The sequence below is a fragment of the Pseudodesulfovibrio halophilus DSM 5663 genome, assembly GCF_059568665.1.
Genome location: NZ_JCANTV010000008.1, coordinates 210,367 through 226,489, shown reverse-complemented (window position 1 = coordinate 226,489; position 16,123 = coordinate 210,367). Strand labels below are relative to the sequence as shown.

Annotated in this window: 15 protein-coding genes; 5 read left to right on the top strand and 10 right to left on the bottom strand. The window is 60.4% G+C overall.

The genetic code is table 11. From position 1 onward, the window contains the following. Positions 1-39: 39 nt before the first annotated feature. Entirely contained in the window at positions 40-534 is a 495-nt protein-coding gene (gene aprB / locus BR24_RS03180; protein WP_462965589.1) for an adenylyl-sulfate reductase subunit beta, read from the bottom strand. Between the two features lie 607 nt (positions 535-1,141). Between aprB and sat the strand changes: the two genes are divergently transcribed. The 5 genes from sat to BR24_RS03155 all read left to right on the top strand — a co-directional run bounded on the left by sat (position 1,142) and on the right by BR24_RS03155 (position 8,440). Beyond that, positions 1,142-2,422 (top strand): sulfate adenylyltransferase, encoded by a 1,281-nt coding sequence (gene sat, locus BR24_RS03175; protein WP_496540057.1) that lies wholly within the window; start codon positions 1,142-1,144, stop codon positions 2,420-2,422. 278 nt (positions 2,423-2,700) lie between these two features. Further along, positions 2,701-4,290 carry a chorismate mutase gene (locus tag BR24_RS03170; RefSeq protein WP_496540056.1) on the top strand — a complete coding sequence of 530 codons (1,590 nt, stop codon included), beginning with the start codon at positions 2,701-2,703 and terminating at the stop codon, positions 4,288-4,290. Then, entirely contained in the window at positions 4,259-4,564 is a 306-nt protein-coding gene (locus BR24_RS03165; RefSeq protein WP_496540055.1) for a hypothetical protein, read from the top strand. The genes BR24_RS03170 and BR24_RS03165 overlap by 32 nt, the downstream gene beginning before the upstream one ends. A gap of 27 nt (positions 4,565-4,591) precedes the next feature. Further along, entirely contained in the window at positions 4,592-6,514 is a 1,923-nt protein-coding gene (locus tag BR24_RS03160; protein WP_496540054.1) for an aconitate hydratase, read from the top strand. A gap of 27 nt (positions 6,515-6,541) precedes the next feature. Further along, positions 6,542-8,440, top strand: coding sequence for a SurA N-terminal domain-containing protein (locus tag BR24_RS03155; RefSeq protein WP_496540053.1), 1,899 nt, complete (start codon positions 6,542-6,544; stop codon positions 8,438-8,440). Between the two features lie 415 nt (positions 8,441-8,855). Here the strand turns inward: BR24_RS03155 and BR24_RS03150 are convergent, their stop codons facing one another. From BR24_RS03150 to mnhG, 9 genes are read right to left on the bottom strand one after another with little or no spacing between them, the layout of a single operon-like run. Next, entirely contained in the window at positions 8,856-9,320 is a 465-nt protein-coding gene (locus BR24_RS03150) for a cyclic nucleotide-binding domain-containing protein (RefSeq protein WP_496540052.1), read from the bottom strand. Positions 9,321-9,356: 36 nt separating this feature from the next. Continuing rightward, positions 9,357-11,120 (bottom strand): Na(+)/H(+) antiporter subunit D, encoded by a 1,764-nt coding sequence (locus BR24_RS03145; RefSeq protein WP_496540051.1) that lies wholly within the window; start codon positions 11,118-11,120, stop codon positions 9,357-9,359. After that, the gene (locus BR24_RS03140; protein ID WP_496540050.1) at positions 11,113-11,364 is read right to left on the bottom strand and encodes a hypothetical protein; all 252 of its coding nucleotides are present in this window, start codon (positions 11,362-11,364) and stop codon (positions 11,113-11,115) included. The genes BR24_RS03145 and BR24_RS03140 overlap by 8 nt, the downstream gene beginning before the upstream one ends. A gap of 8 nt (positions 11,365-11,372) precedes the next feature. Further along, positions 11,373-12,836 (bottom strand): monovalent cation/H+ antiporter subunit D family protein, encoded by a 1,464-nt coding sequence (locus BR24_RS03135; protein WP_496540049.1) that lies wholly within the window; start codon positions 12,834-12,836, stop codon positions 11,373-11,375. 11 nt (positions 12,837-12,847) lie between these two features. Continuing rightward, positions 12,848-14,305: a complex I subunit 5 family protein gene (locus BR24_RS03130; protein WP_496540048.1), complete on the bottom strand. Its 1,458-nt coding sequence runs from the start codon at positions 14,303-14,305 to the stop codon at positions 12,848-12,850. After that, positions 14,298-14,696, bottom strand: coding sequence for a cation:proton antiporter subunit C (locus tag BR24_RS03125; RefSeq protein ID WP_496540047.1), 399 nt, complete (start codon positions 14,694-14,696; stop codon positions 14,298-14,300). Before BR24_RS03125 ends, BR24_RS03130 begins: the two co-directional genes overlap by 8 nt. A gap of 3 nt (positions 14,697-14,699) precedes the next feature. Continuing rightward, complete coding sequence (gene mbhE, locus BR24_RS03120) at positions 14,700-15,533, bottom strand: hydrogen gas-evolving membrane-bound hydrogenase subunit E (protein WP_496540046.1); 834 nt, start codon at positions 15,531-15,533, stop codon at positions 14,700-14,702. After that, a complete protein-coding gene (locus BR24_RS03115; protein WP_018124542.1) occupies positions 15,530-15,775 on the bottom strand; it encodes a hydrogenase subunit MbhD domain-containing protein in 246 nt (81 codons plus the stop codon). Before BR24_RS03115 ends, mbhE begins: the two co-directional genes overlap by 4 nt. Next, positions 15,772-16,107: a monovalent cation/H(+) antiporter subunit G gene (mnhG, locus tag BR24_RS03110; protein WP_496540045.1), complete on the bottom strand. Its 336-nt coding sequence runs from the start codon at positions 16,105-16,107 to the stop codon at positions 15,772-15,774. The genes BR24_RS03115 and mnhG overlap by 4 nt, the downstream gene beginning before the upstream one ends. Positions 16,108-16,123 lie beyond the last annotated feature (16 nt).

Sequence of the window (16,123 nt, the reverse complement as noted above, 5' to 3'; positions counted from 1 at the left end):
GTTCAGCTAAGAAGCCTTCCGGCTCGTTACCAGAACGTCCTATTCTTCGAATTCGCCAGCCTTCCACACACGGGAGGCGTCAGCGTCGGAGACCTCAAACTTCTTGTTCACGACTTCCTTCGGAGTAGCGAGTTCGCTCTCGGTGAACAGGAGTTCGCTTTCGAGGTCGCCCGGCTCGGGCTTTCCTTCGAAGGGCTTGATGGAGCCTTCAGGGGTGGTACGGATGGGGAACTTGAAGCGCTTCACGGAACCATTACGGAATTTGATGGTCCACATGATGTCTTCAGCGGAACGCATGGGGATGGAAGTTCCGCCCATCGGGGCAAAGTCAGCGTAGGGGCGTGCTTCGATAGCGCCCTGGGGGCAAATCTTGACGCAGGAGTAACATTCCCAGCAAGCTTCAGGTTCCTGGTTGTAAGCCTTCATGGCTTCAGGGTCCAGGATCATCAGATCGTTGGGGCAAATGTACATGCAAGCGGTCTTTTCGCCACCCTTGCAGCCGTCACATTTTTCCGGGTTGACAAAGGTCGGCATAACTTCTCCTCCTAAAGGGTTTGTTTGATGCCTATTACCGACGTCCTCTAACCAAAAATCTTTCGCCAACACACTCAAATAGCGTGTGGAAATTGAGGACTAGCAAGCCAGGTTCCCGATGTCAACGAGAAAGTGAATTTTTGAACAAGCAAGACACCGGATGCAGTCCGCCACGCCTTCAAAAGGCGCCCTCACCATCATTGACAACCCTGACGAACAGGTCGACAGAGACGGCGGATGGATTCCCACGACAATCACTCAGGGTTATTAGTTCATCAGCGACTTCTTTTGCAACCCATTTTTTTATTCAGAGGAAAATCGATGCAAATCATTCACAAGACATTGATATTTATAATCTTCACAACAAGCCCACGGCCACCTGTTTTCTAGATATTCTTTGCACTTTCTCTATCTCACTTGCAGCCAATTCAATAACTATATGCAGCTTCGCATTCGTTGCCAAATTAGAGCTTGACACGACTTTCACAAAGAGCAATAAGGACCTTTCCGAACGCTAGGAACGGTATTATCCGGCAATGGATCCGGAAGTCCGGATTCATATTGCGACGGTTAAAGGATCTGTCCATTTAATTATCAGGAGGCTAACATGTCCAAACTGGTTCCCCCTCATGGTGGTAAAGGTCTCGTCTGCTGCCTGCTCGAAGGCTCCGAGCGCGACGCTGAACTCAAGAAGGCCGAAGGCCTGAAGAAGATCGAAATTTCCGCCCGTGCCAAGGGCGACCTCATCATGATGGGTATCGGCGGCTTCTCCCCGCTGAACGGCTTCATGACCAAGGCCGACTGGAAGGGCGTCTGCGAAAAGTTCCTGCTGGAAGACGGCACCTTCTGGCCCGTCCCGGTCACCCTCGACACCAACGATGAAGACGTCAAGGAAGGCGATGAAATCGCTCTGGTGCAGGATGGCGACATTTACGCCACCATGCAGGTCACCGAAAAGTTCGAAATGACCGAGGCTAACAAGAAGTGGGAAGCCGAAATGGTCTACATGGGCAACGGTGAAGACTCTGTCGACGGCAACTTCTGGAAGCTGGCCGAAGACGAGCACATCGGCGTCAAGATGGTCATGGCTCAGGGCAAGTACAACCTGGCCGGCCCGGTCAAGGTCTTGTCCGAAGGCGACTACGCCGACCGTTTCCCCGGTGTCTACCTGACCCCGACCCAGATTCGCGAAGAGATGGAAAAGCGCGGTTGGTCCAACGTTGCCGCTCTGCAGCTGCGTAACCCGATGCACCGCTCCCACGAATTCCTGGCCAAGATCGCCGTGGAAGTTTGTGACGGCGTGGTCATCCACTCCCTGATCGGCAACCTGAAGCCGGGCGACATTCCGGGAGACGTGCGCATCAAGTGCATCCAGACCCTCATCGACTACTACTTCGTGCCCGAGAACGTGATCAACGCCGGCTACCCGCTCGACATGCGCTACGCTGGTCCCCGCGAAGCTCTCCTGCACGCCACCTTCCGCCAGAACTACGGCATCAACAACATGCTGATCGGCCGTGACCACGCTGGCGTGGGCGACTTCTACGGTCTGTTCGAAGCTCAGGAAATCTTCGATCGCATTCCGTACCAGAACGAAGAGTGCCCCGAGCCGGGCAAGGCCCTGCTCTGCCAGCCGATGAAGATCGACTGGACCTTCTACTGCTACAAGTGCGACGGCATGGCCTCCATGCGCACCTGCCCGCACACCAAGGAAGACCGCGTCATCCTGTCCGGCACCAAGCTGCGCAAGGCTCTCTCCGAAGGCGGCGACATCCCGGATCACTTCGGCCGTGAAGAAGTTCTCGAAATCCTCCGCGATTACTACGAGAACCTGACCGAAAAGGTCGAAGTGAAGATGCAGAAGGCCGCTTCCGGCGCCGACATGTAAGCTCCCGCTTACCACTGCATATTCAAGGGGAGCGGCTTGTGCCGCTCCCCTTTTTCTTTAGAGCGTTTCACCTTGTGAAATTTTTCCCCTCCTTCATTGCGAAGCGCCAACTTTTCCGGCCGTAGAATGAGCAAATGCCGTTTTTCACAAACACACCTCGCAGACCAAGCGCGATGACATGCAATCCGGGGCTTGCCCGCCGGTCATTTTCGGGCTAAGGACATTCGTTCCTGCGAGAGCGGGAACTACATTACAATATAGAGGAAGACGGTAAGACAATGTCCGAAAAGAATTTCGATGAAACTGCCGAATGGCAGCCGAAGCCGAGTACCCGCTTCAAACAGATTTCCGAGATCGACTCCAAGATCCTCGGACTTCTGGAAAAACGCAGTTATCTGCTGCGCAAGGAAGGCGCATGGCGCCGCTCTAAACAGAAATCCCAGATTGACCCCAAGCTGGAGAAGGAACTCCGGCGCGCATGGGAAGAAGCTGGCGAAGGCCTTGGCCTCGACCCGCGTCTTTCCAAGCAGCTTTTCACCCTCGCCAACCAATTCGCCCAGTCCTCCACGGGCGGCGACAAATCCGGCTACAAGCTCGCCCCCAGACGCGAACCCGCCGAGGCCGAAGTCCTCGGGCCTCGCTCCCTGCGCTCCACCCGCCTGTGGATGGCCGTGGCAGCCGCATCCGGCCAGCCCTGCAGACTTCCCGAAGCCCTGCTCAACGCTCCCAACAAGGACCTCGCCAAAGGCCTCAAGCAGGCCGGGGCCGCCGTGTCCTGGGACGAGAACGGATTCATTTTCGGCTCGGCCGACCCTCTTGAATTCGAAAACGCCATGCTCTTCGCGGGCGACGATCCGCTCAACTTCTACCTGCTCCTTTTCATGGCGCTGGGGGGCATGGGCCGTTGCAAATTCACCGGACAGGCAACGCTTCAGCTGCTTGAAGTGCAGAAGCTCAACCGCTTCCTGCCGCAGCTCGGCGCGCGCGTGGTTCCCATGAACCCGAACAACCCCGGCCTGCCCTGCCGACTCGAGTCCGGCGGCGTCATGGAAGAAGAGATCGAACTCCCCAAGGACGTTGATCCGGACCTCGTAGCCGCACTGGTGCTTTCCGCCTGGACCTATCCCGGCGGGCTGACAGTGACCGGGCTTTCCGAGCACGCCATGGAAGCCGGTGAACAGGCCGCTGCCGTGCTTGAAGCCTGCGGCATCGAGGTCAATCGCATCAAGAAGGGTTTTGAAATCTCCGACGGCATTCCGGAGCTTCCGGAAGCGCCCGAGCTGCCCCTCGACACCGTGCTGACTCCTTACCTGCTGGCAATTCCTGCTTTCAGCGGCGGCCAGATAACGGTGAAGGGTTCCTGGCCCGAATCCGCACAGGACGTCCTCGACGACCTGTCTTCCCTCGGTGTTCAGGTGGAACGGCAGGACGGTCAACTGAAGGCGACTTCCACCGGAATGCCCGCCTACCCGCGCATTACCATCGGTGAACGCCCCGGTCTGTATCCGCTGGCACTGGCGCTCGGCGTGCGTGCCCGCAAGGCCGTCATCGAAGGCAAGCCGCCGCAGGATGCCTCCGATGTGCTGGACCACATGAACGCCACCTACGAGCCGGGCGAAGAATCCATCACCATCAGCAACGTGGGCGAATGGGAAGGCACCTTCGGCAGCCCTGCTCCCGAATGGTCCCTCGGGCTGGCTCTTGCCGCCTGGCCCTGCCCGGCGATCATGCTTTCCAACCATAGTGAGCTCACCGCATGGTGGCCGCAGTTCTGGAACTTCTACAACACCCTTCCCACGGGCATCATGAAGCCCAAGCCCAAGAAGGAGGTCAAGGATGTCAAACGCCGCAGAATCCGCATCGGATAATCCGCAGCTTTCCGATGACGTGAACGTTCTTGAAGCGGAAGCGGCCAAATTCGCGCACCTCATCACCGAGTGCGAGAAACGCATCCGCGAGTTGATGGATGCCGAAGACCCCAAGAACGGGGTCTTCCATCACGCCGAAATCCACCAGCTTCAGCAGGACAAGCTTCGCTATGACGTGGAAGTGAAATTCCGCCGCAACAAGATCAACCGGCTCGAAAACGGCATGGACGAGAGCCAGGTCTCGGAAGGCGTCAAGAACGGTTTCCTTTTCTAACGACACTTCAACATGCAGGAGAGGACAATGGGGAAGAACATCACCCGGAAGATCATAGAGCGGCACCTGAAGAGCGGCTCCATGGAATCCGGTGCCGAAATAGGTCTTGAAATCGATCAGACCCTGACGCAGGACGCCACCGGCACCATGGCCTATCTACAGTTCGAGGCCATCGGCCTTGACCGCGTGAAGACCGAGCTCTCGGTGAGCTACGTCGATCACAATACGCTGCAGATGGGCTTTCGCAACCCTGACGACCATCGCTACCTGCGCACGGTCGCCCAGCGTTACGGCGTGATCTTCTCCCCTCCCGGCACCGGCATCTGCCACCAGCTGCACCTCGAAAACTTCGCCCGGCCCGGCCGCACCCTCATCGGCTCCGACTCCCACACCCCCACCGCGGGCGGCATCGGCAGTCTCGCCATGGGCGCGGGCGGTCTTTCCGTGGCGTTGGCCATGGCGGGCGAGCCCTACGCCATCTCCATGCCCAAGGTGGTCAAGGTCAACCTTACCGGCAAGCTCACCGGCTGGGCTGCCGCGAAGGATGTCATCCTGCACCTGCTCGGCAAGCTCACCGTCAAAGGCGGCGTCGGCAAGGTCTTCGAATACGCCGGCCCCGGCGTGGAGAGCCTCTCCGTCCCTGAACGCGCCTGCATCACCAACATGGGCGCGGAACTCGGCGCCACCACCTCCATCTTTCCCAGCGATGAGCGCACCCGCGACTTCCTGAGGAAGATGGGCCGTGAGAACGACTGGGAAGAGCTGCTTCCGGATGCCGACGCCGAGTACGACGAGGTGATCGACATCGACCTTTCCGCGCTGGAACCGCTCGTGGCGCAGCCGCACATGCCGGACCTCGTGGTTCCGGTCCGTGAACTGGCCGGGCTCAAGATCGACCAGTGCGCCATCGGCTCCTGTACCAACAGCTCGTATTCCGACCTGAAGACTACCGCCCTCGTGCTCGACGGCCGGCGCATCCCCGCGTCCACCGACGTGCTCATCTCCCCGGGCTCCAAGCAGGTGGTCAAGATGCTGGCGGCCGAGAACCTCATCGAACCCATGCTCGACGCGGGCGCCCGCATGCTCGAATGTACCTGCGGTCCGTGCATCGGCATGGGCGGCTCCCCGGTCAGCGCCGGTGTGAGCGTGCGAACCTTCAACCGCAACTTCGAGGGCCGCAGCGGCACGCAGGATGCGCAGATTTACCTCGCTTCCGCCGAGACTGCGGCGCGTCTGGCGCTTGAAGGCCAGTTCACCGACCCCGCCACCTGGGGCGAGCGTCCCGAGCGCATCGAGCTCCCTGACGAAGTTCCGAGCATCCGCGACCTGTTCGTATTCCCGCCCGAGGACGGCAGCGATGTCGAAATCCTGCGCGGACCCAACATCGTCCCGCTGGAAAAGTTCGACGAGCTGCCTGCAACCGTCGAGGCGCAGGTGGCGCTCAAGGTCGGCGACAACATCACCACCGACCACATTCTGCCGGCCGGCCCGCAGATCACTGCCCTGCGCTCCAACATCCCGGCCATCAGCGAACACATCTTCGGCCGTGTGGACGAGGAGTTCGTGGGTCGCATCCGCGGCATGGATCAGGGCGTAGTGCTCGGCGGCGAAAACTACGGGCAGGGCTCCAGCCGCGAACATGCGGCGCTGGCCCCCCGTCATCTGGGTGTGCGCGCGGTCGTGGTCAAATCGCTTGCCCGCATCCACCGCGCCAATCTGGTCAACTTCGGCATTCTGCCACTGCTGCTCGTGAATCCCGAAGATTACGACGCAGTGGCCCAGGGCGAAGGCTTGTCCATCCCCGCATCCGAAATCACCCCCGGCGGCACAGTCTCCATGCGCACCGGCTCCGGCAAGTCCGTGGAAGTCACGAATGATTTGACTGCGAACGAACTGGAGATTATCAAGTCAGGTGGCCTGCTGAATGCGGTCCGCAGCCGCCAATCATAACCGAGAACGAGGAAATCTGGAGTTTCAATGCTCGACATAATGCGCCAGAACGCTTCGAGCTGGATCGTGAAGATCCTTTTCGGAGTCATCATTGTGGTCTTCGTATTCGCCTTCGGCATGAGCAGCCTCGACGACCGGGGCGATCCGATTCTCGCCTACGTGGACGAGGAGCCCATCCCCCGCAAGGAATTCGAGGAAGCCTACGCCCGTACTACCGAGGCGCTGCGCAATTCGCGGCCCGACATCACCGCCGAACAGCTCGCCAGCCCCGCCGTCAAGCAGATGGTGTTCAACGAGCTGGTCACGCGCATCCTTCTGCTGGATGAAGCCAAGAAGCTCGGCATCACCGCCACTGACAAGGAAGTTGCTCAGGGCATCGCTTCCATCCCTGCCTTCTGGGGGCCGAACCGCCAGTTCGACCGTGAAGTGTACAAACGCACGCTTCAGGCACAGCGCATGACGGCCTCCGGATTCGAAGCCGACTTCCGGACCAGCCTCATCACCCAAAAGCTGCGCCAGAGCGTCGCCGCCACGGCGGAAGCTACTCCCGCGCAGGCCCGCCAGATTTACGACTGGGTCCGGGAAACCGCCACTCTGCGCTATATCCCCTTCAGCATCGAAGCCTACAAGGGCGATGTCGAGGTGACGGAAGAGCAGATCAAGGCGTACTACGAAGAAAACGCCGAGCGCTTCACGCGGCCCGAGATGTCCACTTTCGAGATGATCGCTTTCACACCTTCCGCGCTGGCCCCCTTCCAGGAGGTCTCCGACGAGGAGGCGAGGCAGTTCTATGAATCTTCTCCCGGCGAATTCACCCGGCCCGCGGAAGCAAAGGCCCGGCACATTCTGATCGGCACCGATCAGAACGCGTCCGAGGCCGAAATCCGTCAGGCATACGAGAAGGCCATGGAAGTCTATGAGCAGCTCCAGTCCGGCAAGGACTTCGGCGAGCTGGCTATGCTTCACTCCGACGGTCCCTCCGCCACCAAGGGCGGCGACCTCGGTTGGTTCCCACGCGGCGTGATGGCCCCGGCCTTTGAGGAGGCTGCTTTTGCACTCGACAAGGGCGAAATCTCCAAGCCGGTCAAGACTTCTTACGGCTGGCATATCATCCAGCTTCAGGACCGCAAGGACTCCGACAAGCTGCCGTTTGACGAAGTAGAAGGCCGCATCAAAACCACGCTGGCTCAGAACAAGGCTTCCGACCAGATCTCCGATCTGCTCGACCAGGCCATGGACCGCCTCGTTTCCGGCATGCCCATTGACGAAATCGCCCGGGAGCTCGGCATCCTTGCCAACACCACCCAGCCCATGGCCAAGAACACCGCCGTACAGTACCTCGGCATGACTCCCGAGGCCGCCGACATCCTGTTCGGTCTGGCTCCGGATGATTCCCTCAAGACTCCGCTGGCGGTCAAGGACGGCTACATCCTGGCCCGCAAGATCAAGGACATCGAGCCGCAGCCGATTCCGCTGGAAAAGGTCCGTGAGCGTATCGTCAACGAGCTCAAGGCCAAGGGCGCCGAAGAGCTGGCCCGCAAGGAGGCCGAAGAGGCGCTTGAGAGGCTCACCGGAGACAACGCGGCCAAGGCTGTCCAGAGCTTTGACGGTGTCATGCAGGTCTCGGAGCCCTTCGACCGTCGCGGCCCCGTGCCTTCCATCGGCGGCTCCGCGGAACTGGTTCAGGCTGCGTTCAATGCCGACTCGGGCGAATGGCTGCCCAAGGTCTTCCGCATTCAGGACGGCTACATTGTCGCCGCTCAGGAAAAACTGATCCCGGCACCGGACGCCGAGTGGAACGAAAACAAGACCCACTGGATCGACACCGCCTCTCAGAAGTACGGCGATGAGGCCTTCCAGGCATTCATCAATCAGCTCCGTCAGGAGAGCAGCATCGAGCTGGTCCGCCCCGACCTGCTGAACTAGACCGGTTCGACCTATCAGAAGCCAAGGCCCGCCTTTCGAGGCGGGTCTTTTTTATCCATGCCGACGCTCCGTATCTTCTCTGCTAGGACTCGCCTCTAGCCACAGAACATCCATTTCGCAGGGTTGTACGACGGTGTCAGCCTGAATGGGACCGCACGGCTCACCCCTTGTGTTCGGCGAACCATGTTCACCCAGACCGGGATGATGTATGGAAAGGGGAATTGTGCTCATGAGCACACTCTCGAATACGGCAAGGCGATCCCGACTTCGGCAAACTAGCCATAGCAGTTCCTCCACTCGACCATACACGCAAACGGACCCTGCCACGATAATCGTGACAGGGTCCGTATTCATTGCCTCTGAGAGGGCTCTGTCCGGCAGTCCGGCGGAGCGCTCCTCTCGCGGTCTTTATGGTCTACTGCTGCTGTGCTTCGTCATCCAGAGAGGGGTGGGTCTCGATGACCTTCACCAGCTGGTCGGTGCGCAGGTCGAGGCGGTCCTTGGCGAGACTCCAGAGATTCCAGAGCAGCGGCATCCCCTTGCAGTCCTCGGATTCGATGATCCCGCGCAGGGTTTCGCCGTCCACCACTTCCACCACGCACCGCTCGGCGCAGACGATGGTGTGCTGACGCACGCTGTCTTCCTCGAGCGCGGACCAGCCGAAGCAGTACCCGCTCTTGAGCGCGCCCAGGTTGATCTGGAAGCCCTTCTCGGATTCGACCTGAAGCAACGCCTTGCCCTCATCCATGAGGTAGACATTGTCGGCCTTGTCGCCCTTTTCGTAGATTATCTCGTTCTTCTCGAACGTCACCTCGGTCACGGCGCTTTTCACCTTGTCCACGACTTCCTGAGAGACATTGTTGAATATATTGAATCGCATATGCTGCAAACTTCCCATGGTGAAACCTCCTTGGAATTAGAGACTCAAGGCCAGCACGACGGCCAGGCCGAGGATGATCGTGAGCAATACCCCGCCTATGGGCAGCGTGCCGAGGTCAAGATCCTGTTCAATGTTCTTCTGCCGGACCGGGAAGGACCGGTTTTCCTCGCCGGGAGTTTCCGAGGAGAACATCTCCACGAGATACATTCCGGCGACCGGCAGCTGTCTGGCGCCGCGCTCGAAGCCCTGAACCGCGCGGCCGACCATTGCGGCGCAGGCGGTGTTCAGGCCGTTCATGACGCGGTCGGTGGCCTTGTAGAAGAGCTTGCCGCCCACACGGTAGAACCAGTCCACTTCCAGTGCGATGGTGTCGGTGCGCTTGAGCAGCGGCAACAGCAGGAAGAAGGCCAGCGCAGAGAACGTGAGCAGCTGCATCTGTCCGACGACCTTGCCCGCCTTGTACACGGTGAAGTCGCCCATTTCGTAAGGCAGGATCGAGTACAGCGGGTCGGGGTAAACACCGAGGAAGATACACAGGAACGCCAGACCGCCCATGGCCCAGAGCATGTTTGCGGGCGCCTCGGGCGGCCGCAGCCCCTTGTCCTTGGCGAAGAACACGAAGTACGGGAACTTGATGCCCGCGTGCAGGAACACGCCTGCGGAGGCGATCTCGAGAATCAGCAGGACCCAGGTCAGGTGCTGCTCTCCCGCGGCCATGATAATCAGCGACTTACTGGTGAAGCCGCTTGTGCCGGGCACCCCGGATATCGCGAGCGCCCCGATGAGGCCGAGCAGCAGCGTCCACGGCATGGTCTTGTACAGGCCGCCGAGGTCGGTGCATTTGCTCCTGCCGACCATGGCCAGAACCGCTCCCGCAGACATCCAGAGAAGCGACTTGTAGATGATGTGGCAGAAGGCGTGCGCCGCGGCGCCGTTGATGGCCATGGCGGTACCGATGCCCGCACCGGTGATCATGAAGCCGACCTGGTTGGTGATGGAGTACGCCAGAATCCGGCGCATGTCGTTCTCGAGCAGTGCGTAGATGATTCCGTACACCGCCATGAAGCAACCGACCACGATGAGAATCTCCCATCCCGGGAAGCCGCGCAGCAGCACGTAGACCGCCGTCTTGGTGGTGTAGGCCGAGAGCACCACGCCGCCGACGACGGTGGCCGCGGGGTAGGAATCCGAGAGCCAGCTGGAGAACGGAAACGCCGAAGCATTGACCAGCACCCCGACCAGGATGAACCAGCTGCTGACCATTTCCGGAGAGAAGGTCGTGAACACGGTGGAGCCGGTGGTCTGGATGTGCATGATCACGCCAATCAGCATGCAGAGGCCGCCAAAGAGGTGAATCAGCACATAGCGGAACCCGGCACCGTAGGCCTCCGGGGTCTGGCGCGCGAGAATCAGGAACGTGGAGGCCACGGCCATGATTTCCCAGAACACGTAAAGCGTTATCAGGTCGCCCGCGAAGACGGCTCCCAGAGCCGAGCCTATGTAGAACAGCGCGGCCAGCTGCTGGCGCACGTCCGAGAGCCGCAGGGCGAACACGAAGGCGATTGTCGCATTTATGGTAAAGACGTAGCCGAACACCTTGTTCAGCTTGTCGATGTTCATGAATACGAGATCGAGTCCCATGAACGATGCCGACAGACTGTATCCGGGTTCCAGGCTGTAGACGCAGAACACGGCGAGTGCGCCGGCCGCCAGCAGCATGTAGTTCCTCCATCTTCCGAGGAAGACCGGAATCAATACGGCTGCGGCAAAGAGTACAAATGCCGGATGCAAGTTAGTCATCATAGTAGTCCGTCGGTTTTTTGAGTATGAATCCGAGTCCCTTGGCCACCACGATCAGCACGACGCAGGCAACAAAACCGAACAGGCCGTTGAACCCGAAGAAGTTGTCGAAGCCGAAGTGCGGCTTGGGCGACGCCACGAACTGCAGAGCCAGAACGCCGACGCAACAACCCCACAAAAGGTACCAGAGGCCGCGCTTGGTCTTTGGCTTGTCGAAGAAGTCGAATTCCTTTCGCTTGCTCATTGCGCCTCCTAATTAGCGGCCATCCGGGCCAGGTTGAAGAACACGTCGGGCCAGAAGAACAGAGCCATGGAGATTCCCGCGGTTATCAGCAGGGGAACCACGCAGGGCAGCGGCGCTTCGCGAACCGGTCCGGCGTGCACGGCCTGATCTTCGGGGCAGAACCAGGCCCTGTAGACGATGGGCAGGAAGTACGCCGCGTTGAGCAGCGAACTGACGACCAGCGCCCCGGCGAGAATCCACTGCCCGGAGTCGAGGCAGCCGTTGAGCAGCATCCACTTGCTGAGGAAGCCGCCGGTGGGCGGGATGCCGATGATGGACAGCGAGCCTATGAAGAACGCGGCCATGGTCCACGGCATGCGTCTGCCGATGCCGGTCATGCGGCTGATGTATTTCTCGCCCGTGGACACGTAGATGGCGCCCGCGCAGAAGAACAGCGTGATCTTGCCGAAGGCGTGCATGGCCACATGCATCATGCCGCCGGTCAGCCCGGCGGCGTTCATGAGGCCCGCGCCGAGGGCGATGTATGAGAGCTGCCCGATGGTGGAGTAGGCCAGCCGGCGCTTCAGGCCGTCCTGACTCAGGGCCACGAGGGAAGCCACGATCATGGTCGTTGCGGCCACTCCCGTCAGCAGATCGTTCACCCCGATGGCCATGAGCGTCTCGACGCCGAAAACGTCGATCACGACCCTCAGCAGGCAGAAGGCGCCGACCTTGACGACCGCCACCGCGTGCAGCAGGGAGCTGACCGGGGTGGGCGCCACCATTGCGGCGGGCAGCCATGCGTGCATGGGCATGAGCGCGGCCTTGGCAAAGCCGAAGATCATCAGGCCGAACAGCACCGCGATGGTGGTGGGCGAAGCCGAAGCCAGCGCCACGCCGCCCGCGGTGAAGTCGAGGGTGCCGGTGAGGTGGTACAGGACCACCATGGCCGGAAGCACCATGCCGATGGAGGAGCCTACGATGAGGCCGAGGTACTTGCGCCCGGCCTTGCGGCTGTCTTCATCCTGATGGTGCGTGACCAGCGGATATGTGGAGAACGAGAGCAGCTCGTAGAACATGTACATGGTCAGCAGGTTGGCGGAGAACGCCACGCCGATGGTACTGAACAGGGCTGCCGCGAAGTAGGTGTAGAAACGGGTCTGGGCGTGTTCCTTGCTCGCCCGCATGTATCCTATGGAGTATGCGGACGTGATGATCCAGAGCGTGGAGGCCACGATGGCGAACAGCATCCCGAGGCCGTCGACCCTGAAGGCCAGCGGCGCGTTGGGGAGCACCTCCGCCAGAACCCAGGTATAGGTTTTTCCGTCCAGCACCGTCGGCGCCATGCTGAGCACGAGGCCCATGAGCAGCAGGGCCGCGGCAAAGCTCCACGCCTCGCGAATATTGGGCGTGCGGGCGGATATTATTCCGGGTATGGCCGTCAGCGGCGCGGCGACGGCAAGCAATGGTTGTATGGAAAGAATGCCTGACATGTCTTCCTCGGCTAGATTAAATCGGTGGGGAGAACGTTGGCGACGATGGTTTCCACTATCAGACCGGAATACACTCCCCCGAGAATGAGAAGCAGCGCGGTCAGGGCGAGCGGGGCCGTGCGGGCCCAGTGCTCACCCGTGGGCGTCTTGTCTTCCGAGCTTTCGAAAAACGCGGTTTCGAAGATGCGGAAGAAGATGACCACGTTGACCAGACTGGACACCAGCAGGCCGGCCATGAAGCCGAACTCGCCCGCCTCCAGCGCTCCGGACAGAAGACGCCATTTGCTGAAGAACCCGAACAGCGGCGGAACGCCGATCATGGACATTCCCGCCAGCACGAAGCTGGCCATTGTGAAGGGCATGGCCTTGAACATGCCCTTCATGCTCGCGAGGCCGCTTTCAGCGCGGTGACGCAGAATGCTGCCCAGCGCCACGAACAGGGTCAGAGTCATCAGCGCGTCGGCAAAGATGTGCAGGATGGTTCCGGTCATGGCTTCGCGGTTGCCTATGAACAGGCCGCCGACCATGTACCCCACCTCGGCCACGAGAATGTAGCAGAGCGTCCTGCGCAGATCCTTCTGGCGGTAGGCCATTATGGAGCCGAAGAAGATGGCGGCGGTCGCCAGCACGAGGCCGACCTCGGGCAGCATGTTCGAATCCAGCAGGGTGCCGGGGAACAGGCTGAGCACGAGCCGCAGCATCACGTATACCATGACCTTGGTGGTCATGGGTGCCAGGAAGGATGCCGATACGAACGAGGAGTTGGAATAGGCACCCGGCAGCCAGCCGTGGAAGGGAAACAGGGCCATCTTGACCCAGAGCCCCAGCATCATCACGGCCACCGCCGCCTGCAGGGAAGTCGAGACCTGCGCGATCTCCAGCAGACCGGAAAGGTCGAGCAGGTTCAACGAGCCGGTCATGACATAAAGGTAGCCGACCCCCAGCAGGTAGAAGGAGGCGCCCACCGAGCCGATGCACAGATAGCTCAGGCTGGACAGGGGCGAGCGGTCGCCGCTGAAGCCGAGCAGTGCGTAACCGCTCAGCGCGGCCACTTCGATGAGCACATAGAGGTTGAACAGGTCGCCGGTGGCCACGATGCCCATGTGGCCCGCCACCACCAGCAGGATGAGCGCCACGAACGCGGCGGTCTTTTCCTTGAAGTGATCGACGATCTCGTCGTGGTAGACCACGTAAGTGATCAGCGAGGACACCGCGATGAGCACCAGCATGGCCGCGCTCAAAGCATCCACCACGAAGACGATGCCCCACGGCGGCGCCCAGCCGCCCATGGAGTAGCTGAGCGTACCGTCGGTCACGACCTTGGCCAGCACGCGCAGCGTGAAGAACACCGACCCGGCAAGGCCGATCACGCCGATGGAATAGCTGAATTTCGGCCGAATCCACCCGGCCACCAAGGCAAGGAAGGCGCCGAACAACAGCGGAAGTATGGTGAGAACTACATCATGCATAGGTATTCGATCTCTTTATTTGATCCGCGATTTCATCTTCTTCCAGCGTGCCGTACTTGCCGTGAATCCGAAGGACCAGGGCAAGGGCCACGCCCAGCGTCGCCACCGAGACGACGATGGCGGTGAGCATGAGCACGTGCGGCAACGGGTTGATGTAGTCCGCCGGATTGACCGCGTGCTTGGATGCGGCGCGGAGAATGGGAATGGTCGCGCCCTCCTTGGACCCGATGGCCACGAAGAAGAGCATGATCGAGGTCTGGAATATGCTCAGGCCGATCAGCTTCTTGATGAGGTTGCGCTTGGCAATCATCGCGTAGAGGCCGACCATCATGATGACGACGTAGCCCCAGTAGTTGAAGTGGGCCTGCACCTGTGTGAGAACAGCTTCCATAGCTTACAAACCCTCCATGACGGTGCCGCGCGAAGACAGCAGCTTGAAGATGATCGCCAGCGCCGCGGTGACGGTCATGCCGACGCCGGTTTCCACCAGCAGGATGCCGTTGGAGTGGCCGCTGGCCAGAGTCTCGCCCATGAAGCCCTGCAGTCCGCCGTAGTCGAGGAAGTTGGCCCCGGAAGCCAGACAGAACAGTCCGACTCCGCTGAAGACCAGCACCCCGGCCGCGGAGAGCAGGTGCGTGGTGCGCTCCGAGAGCTTGCGGACCATGGTCCGCAGATCTGTGGAGACCGCCAGCAGCACATAGCTCGCCGAGAAGATGACGCCGCCCTGAAAGCCGCCACCAGGGCTGTAGTGTCCGTGGGCCAGAACATACAGGCCGAACAGCTGGATGAACGGGATGACGAAGCGGCTCACGGTGGAAACCACCACATCCTGCGGCGTCCAGTCAGAGTCGATGCGCTCGAAGCAGTAGTCTTCGTCCTCGAGCACGCACTGGCTCTTCTTGCGGACCACGATTCCGGTGGCCTTGTGCCTGTACATGTACAGGTCGGGAACGCAGACCTCGCGCGGGACGCGGATAATCAGAAAACAGGAGAGCGCGGCCAGAAAGACGACCACGGTTTCCAGCATGGTGTCGAATCCACGATAGTCCCCGAGCACCGCGGTGACGATGTTGGGCGTCGCCGTCTGCTCGTAGGCCTGCTCGAGGAAGTAGCTTGACAGGTGCAGGCTCGCCGGAGACATGACATCGCCCCATGACGGGAAGTCCGCCATGGACAGGATCATGAGCCCGCCGGCCAGCAGTACCGATATGAGTGCTGCCTTTTTCAATCTTTCGTCCTCCTGGTCGTGCGGTAGATGGCGGCGAATACCAGCACACTGCTGATGCCCGCGCCGATCGCCGCTTCCGTGAAGGCCACGTCCACCGCGCCCATGACAAGCCACATGACGCACATCATGAAGCTGTAGATGCCGAACAGAATGGCGGCTCCGAGGAGATCCTTGATGCTGATGGCCGCGATGGCGCAGGCTATCATCAGGATCAGGGCGACCACCTTGATTTCGAGAATCATGAACGCCTCCTCTTGGTAGCGGGCTGCATCCACGGCTCGATGCCGGCGCGTACGCCCGCGTCGACCATGGCGTGCGTGGCCGTGGGACTGGTCACCAGGACGAAGAACCACAGCAGCCCTATCTTGAGCTGCGCCAGCAGCCCGACGGACTCCGAGTAGTACCCGCCGTAAAGAATGATGCCCAGAAGCAGGGTAAGACTTCCGAGCGTATCGAGTTTGCCTGCCATGTGCAGCCGCGTGTAGACGTCGGGCATTCTGAGTAAGCCCAGAGTCCCGGCCGCGAACATCAGCATGCCGATGCAGCAAAGGAATATTATTGCGATTTCCAGCATATCTTTATCTCCAAAT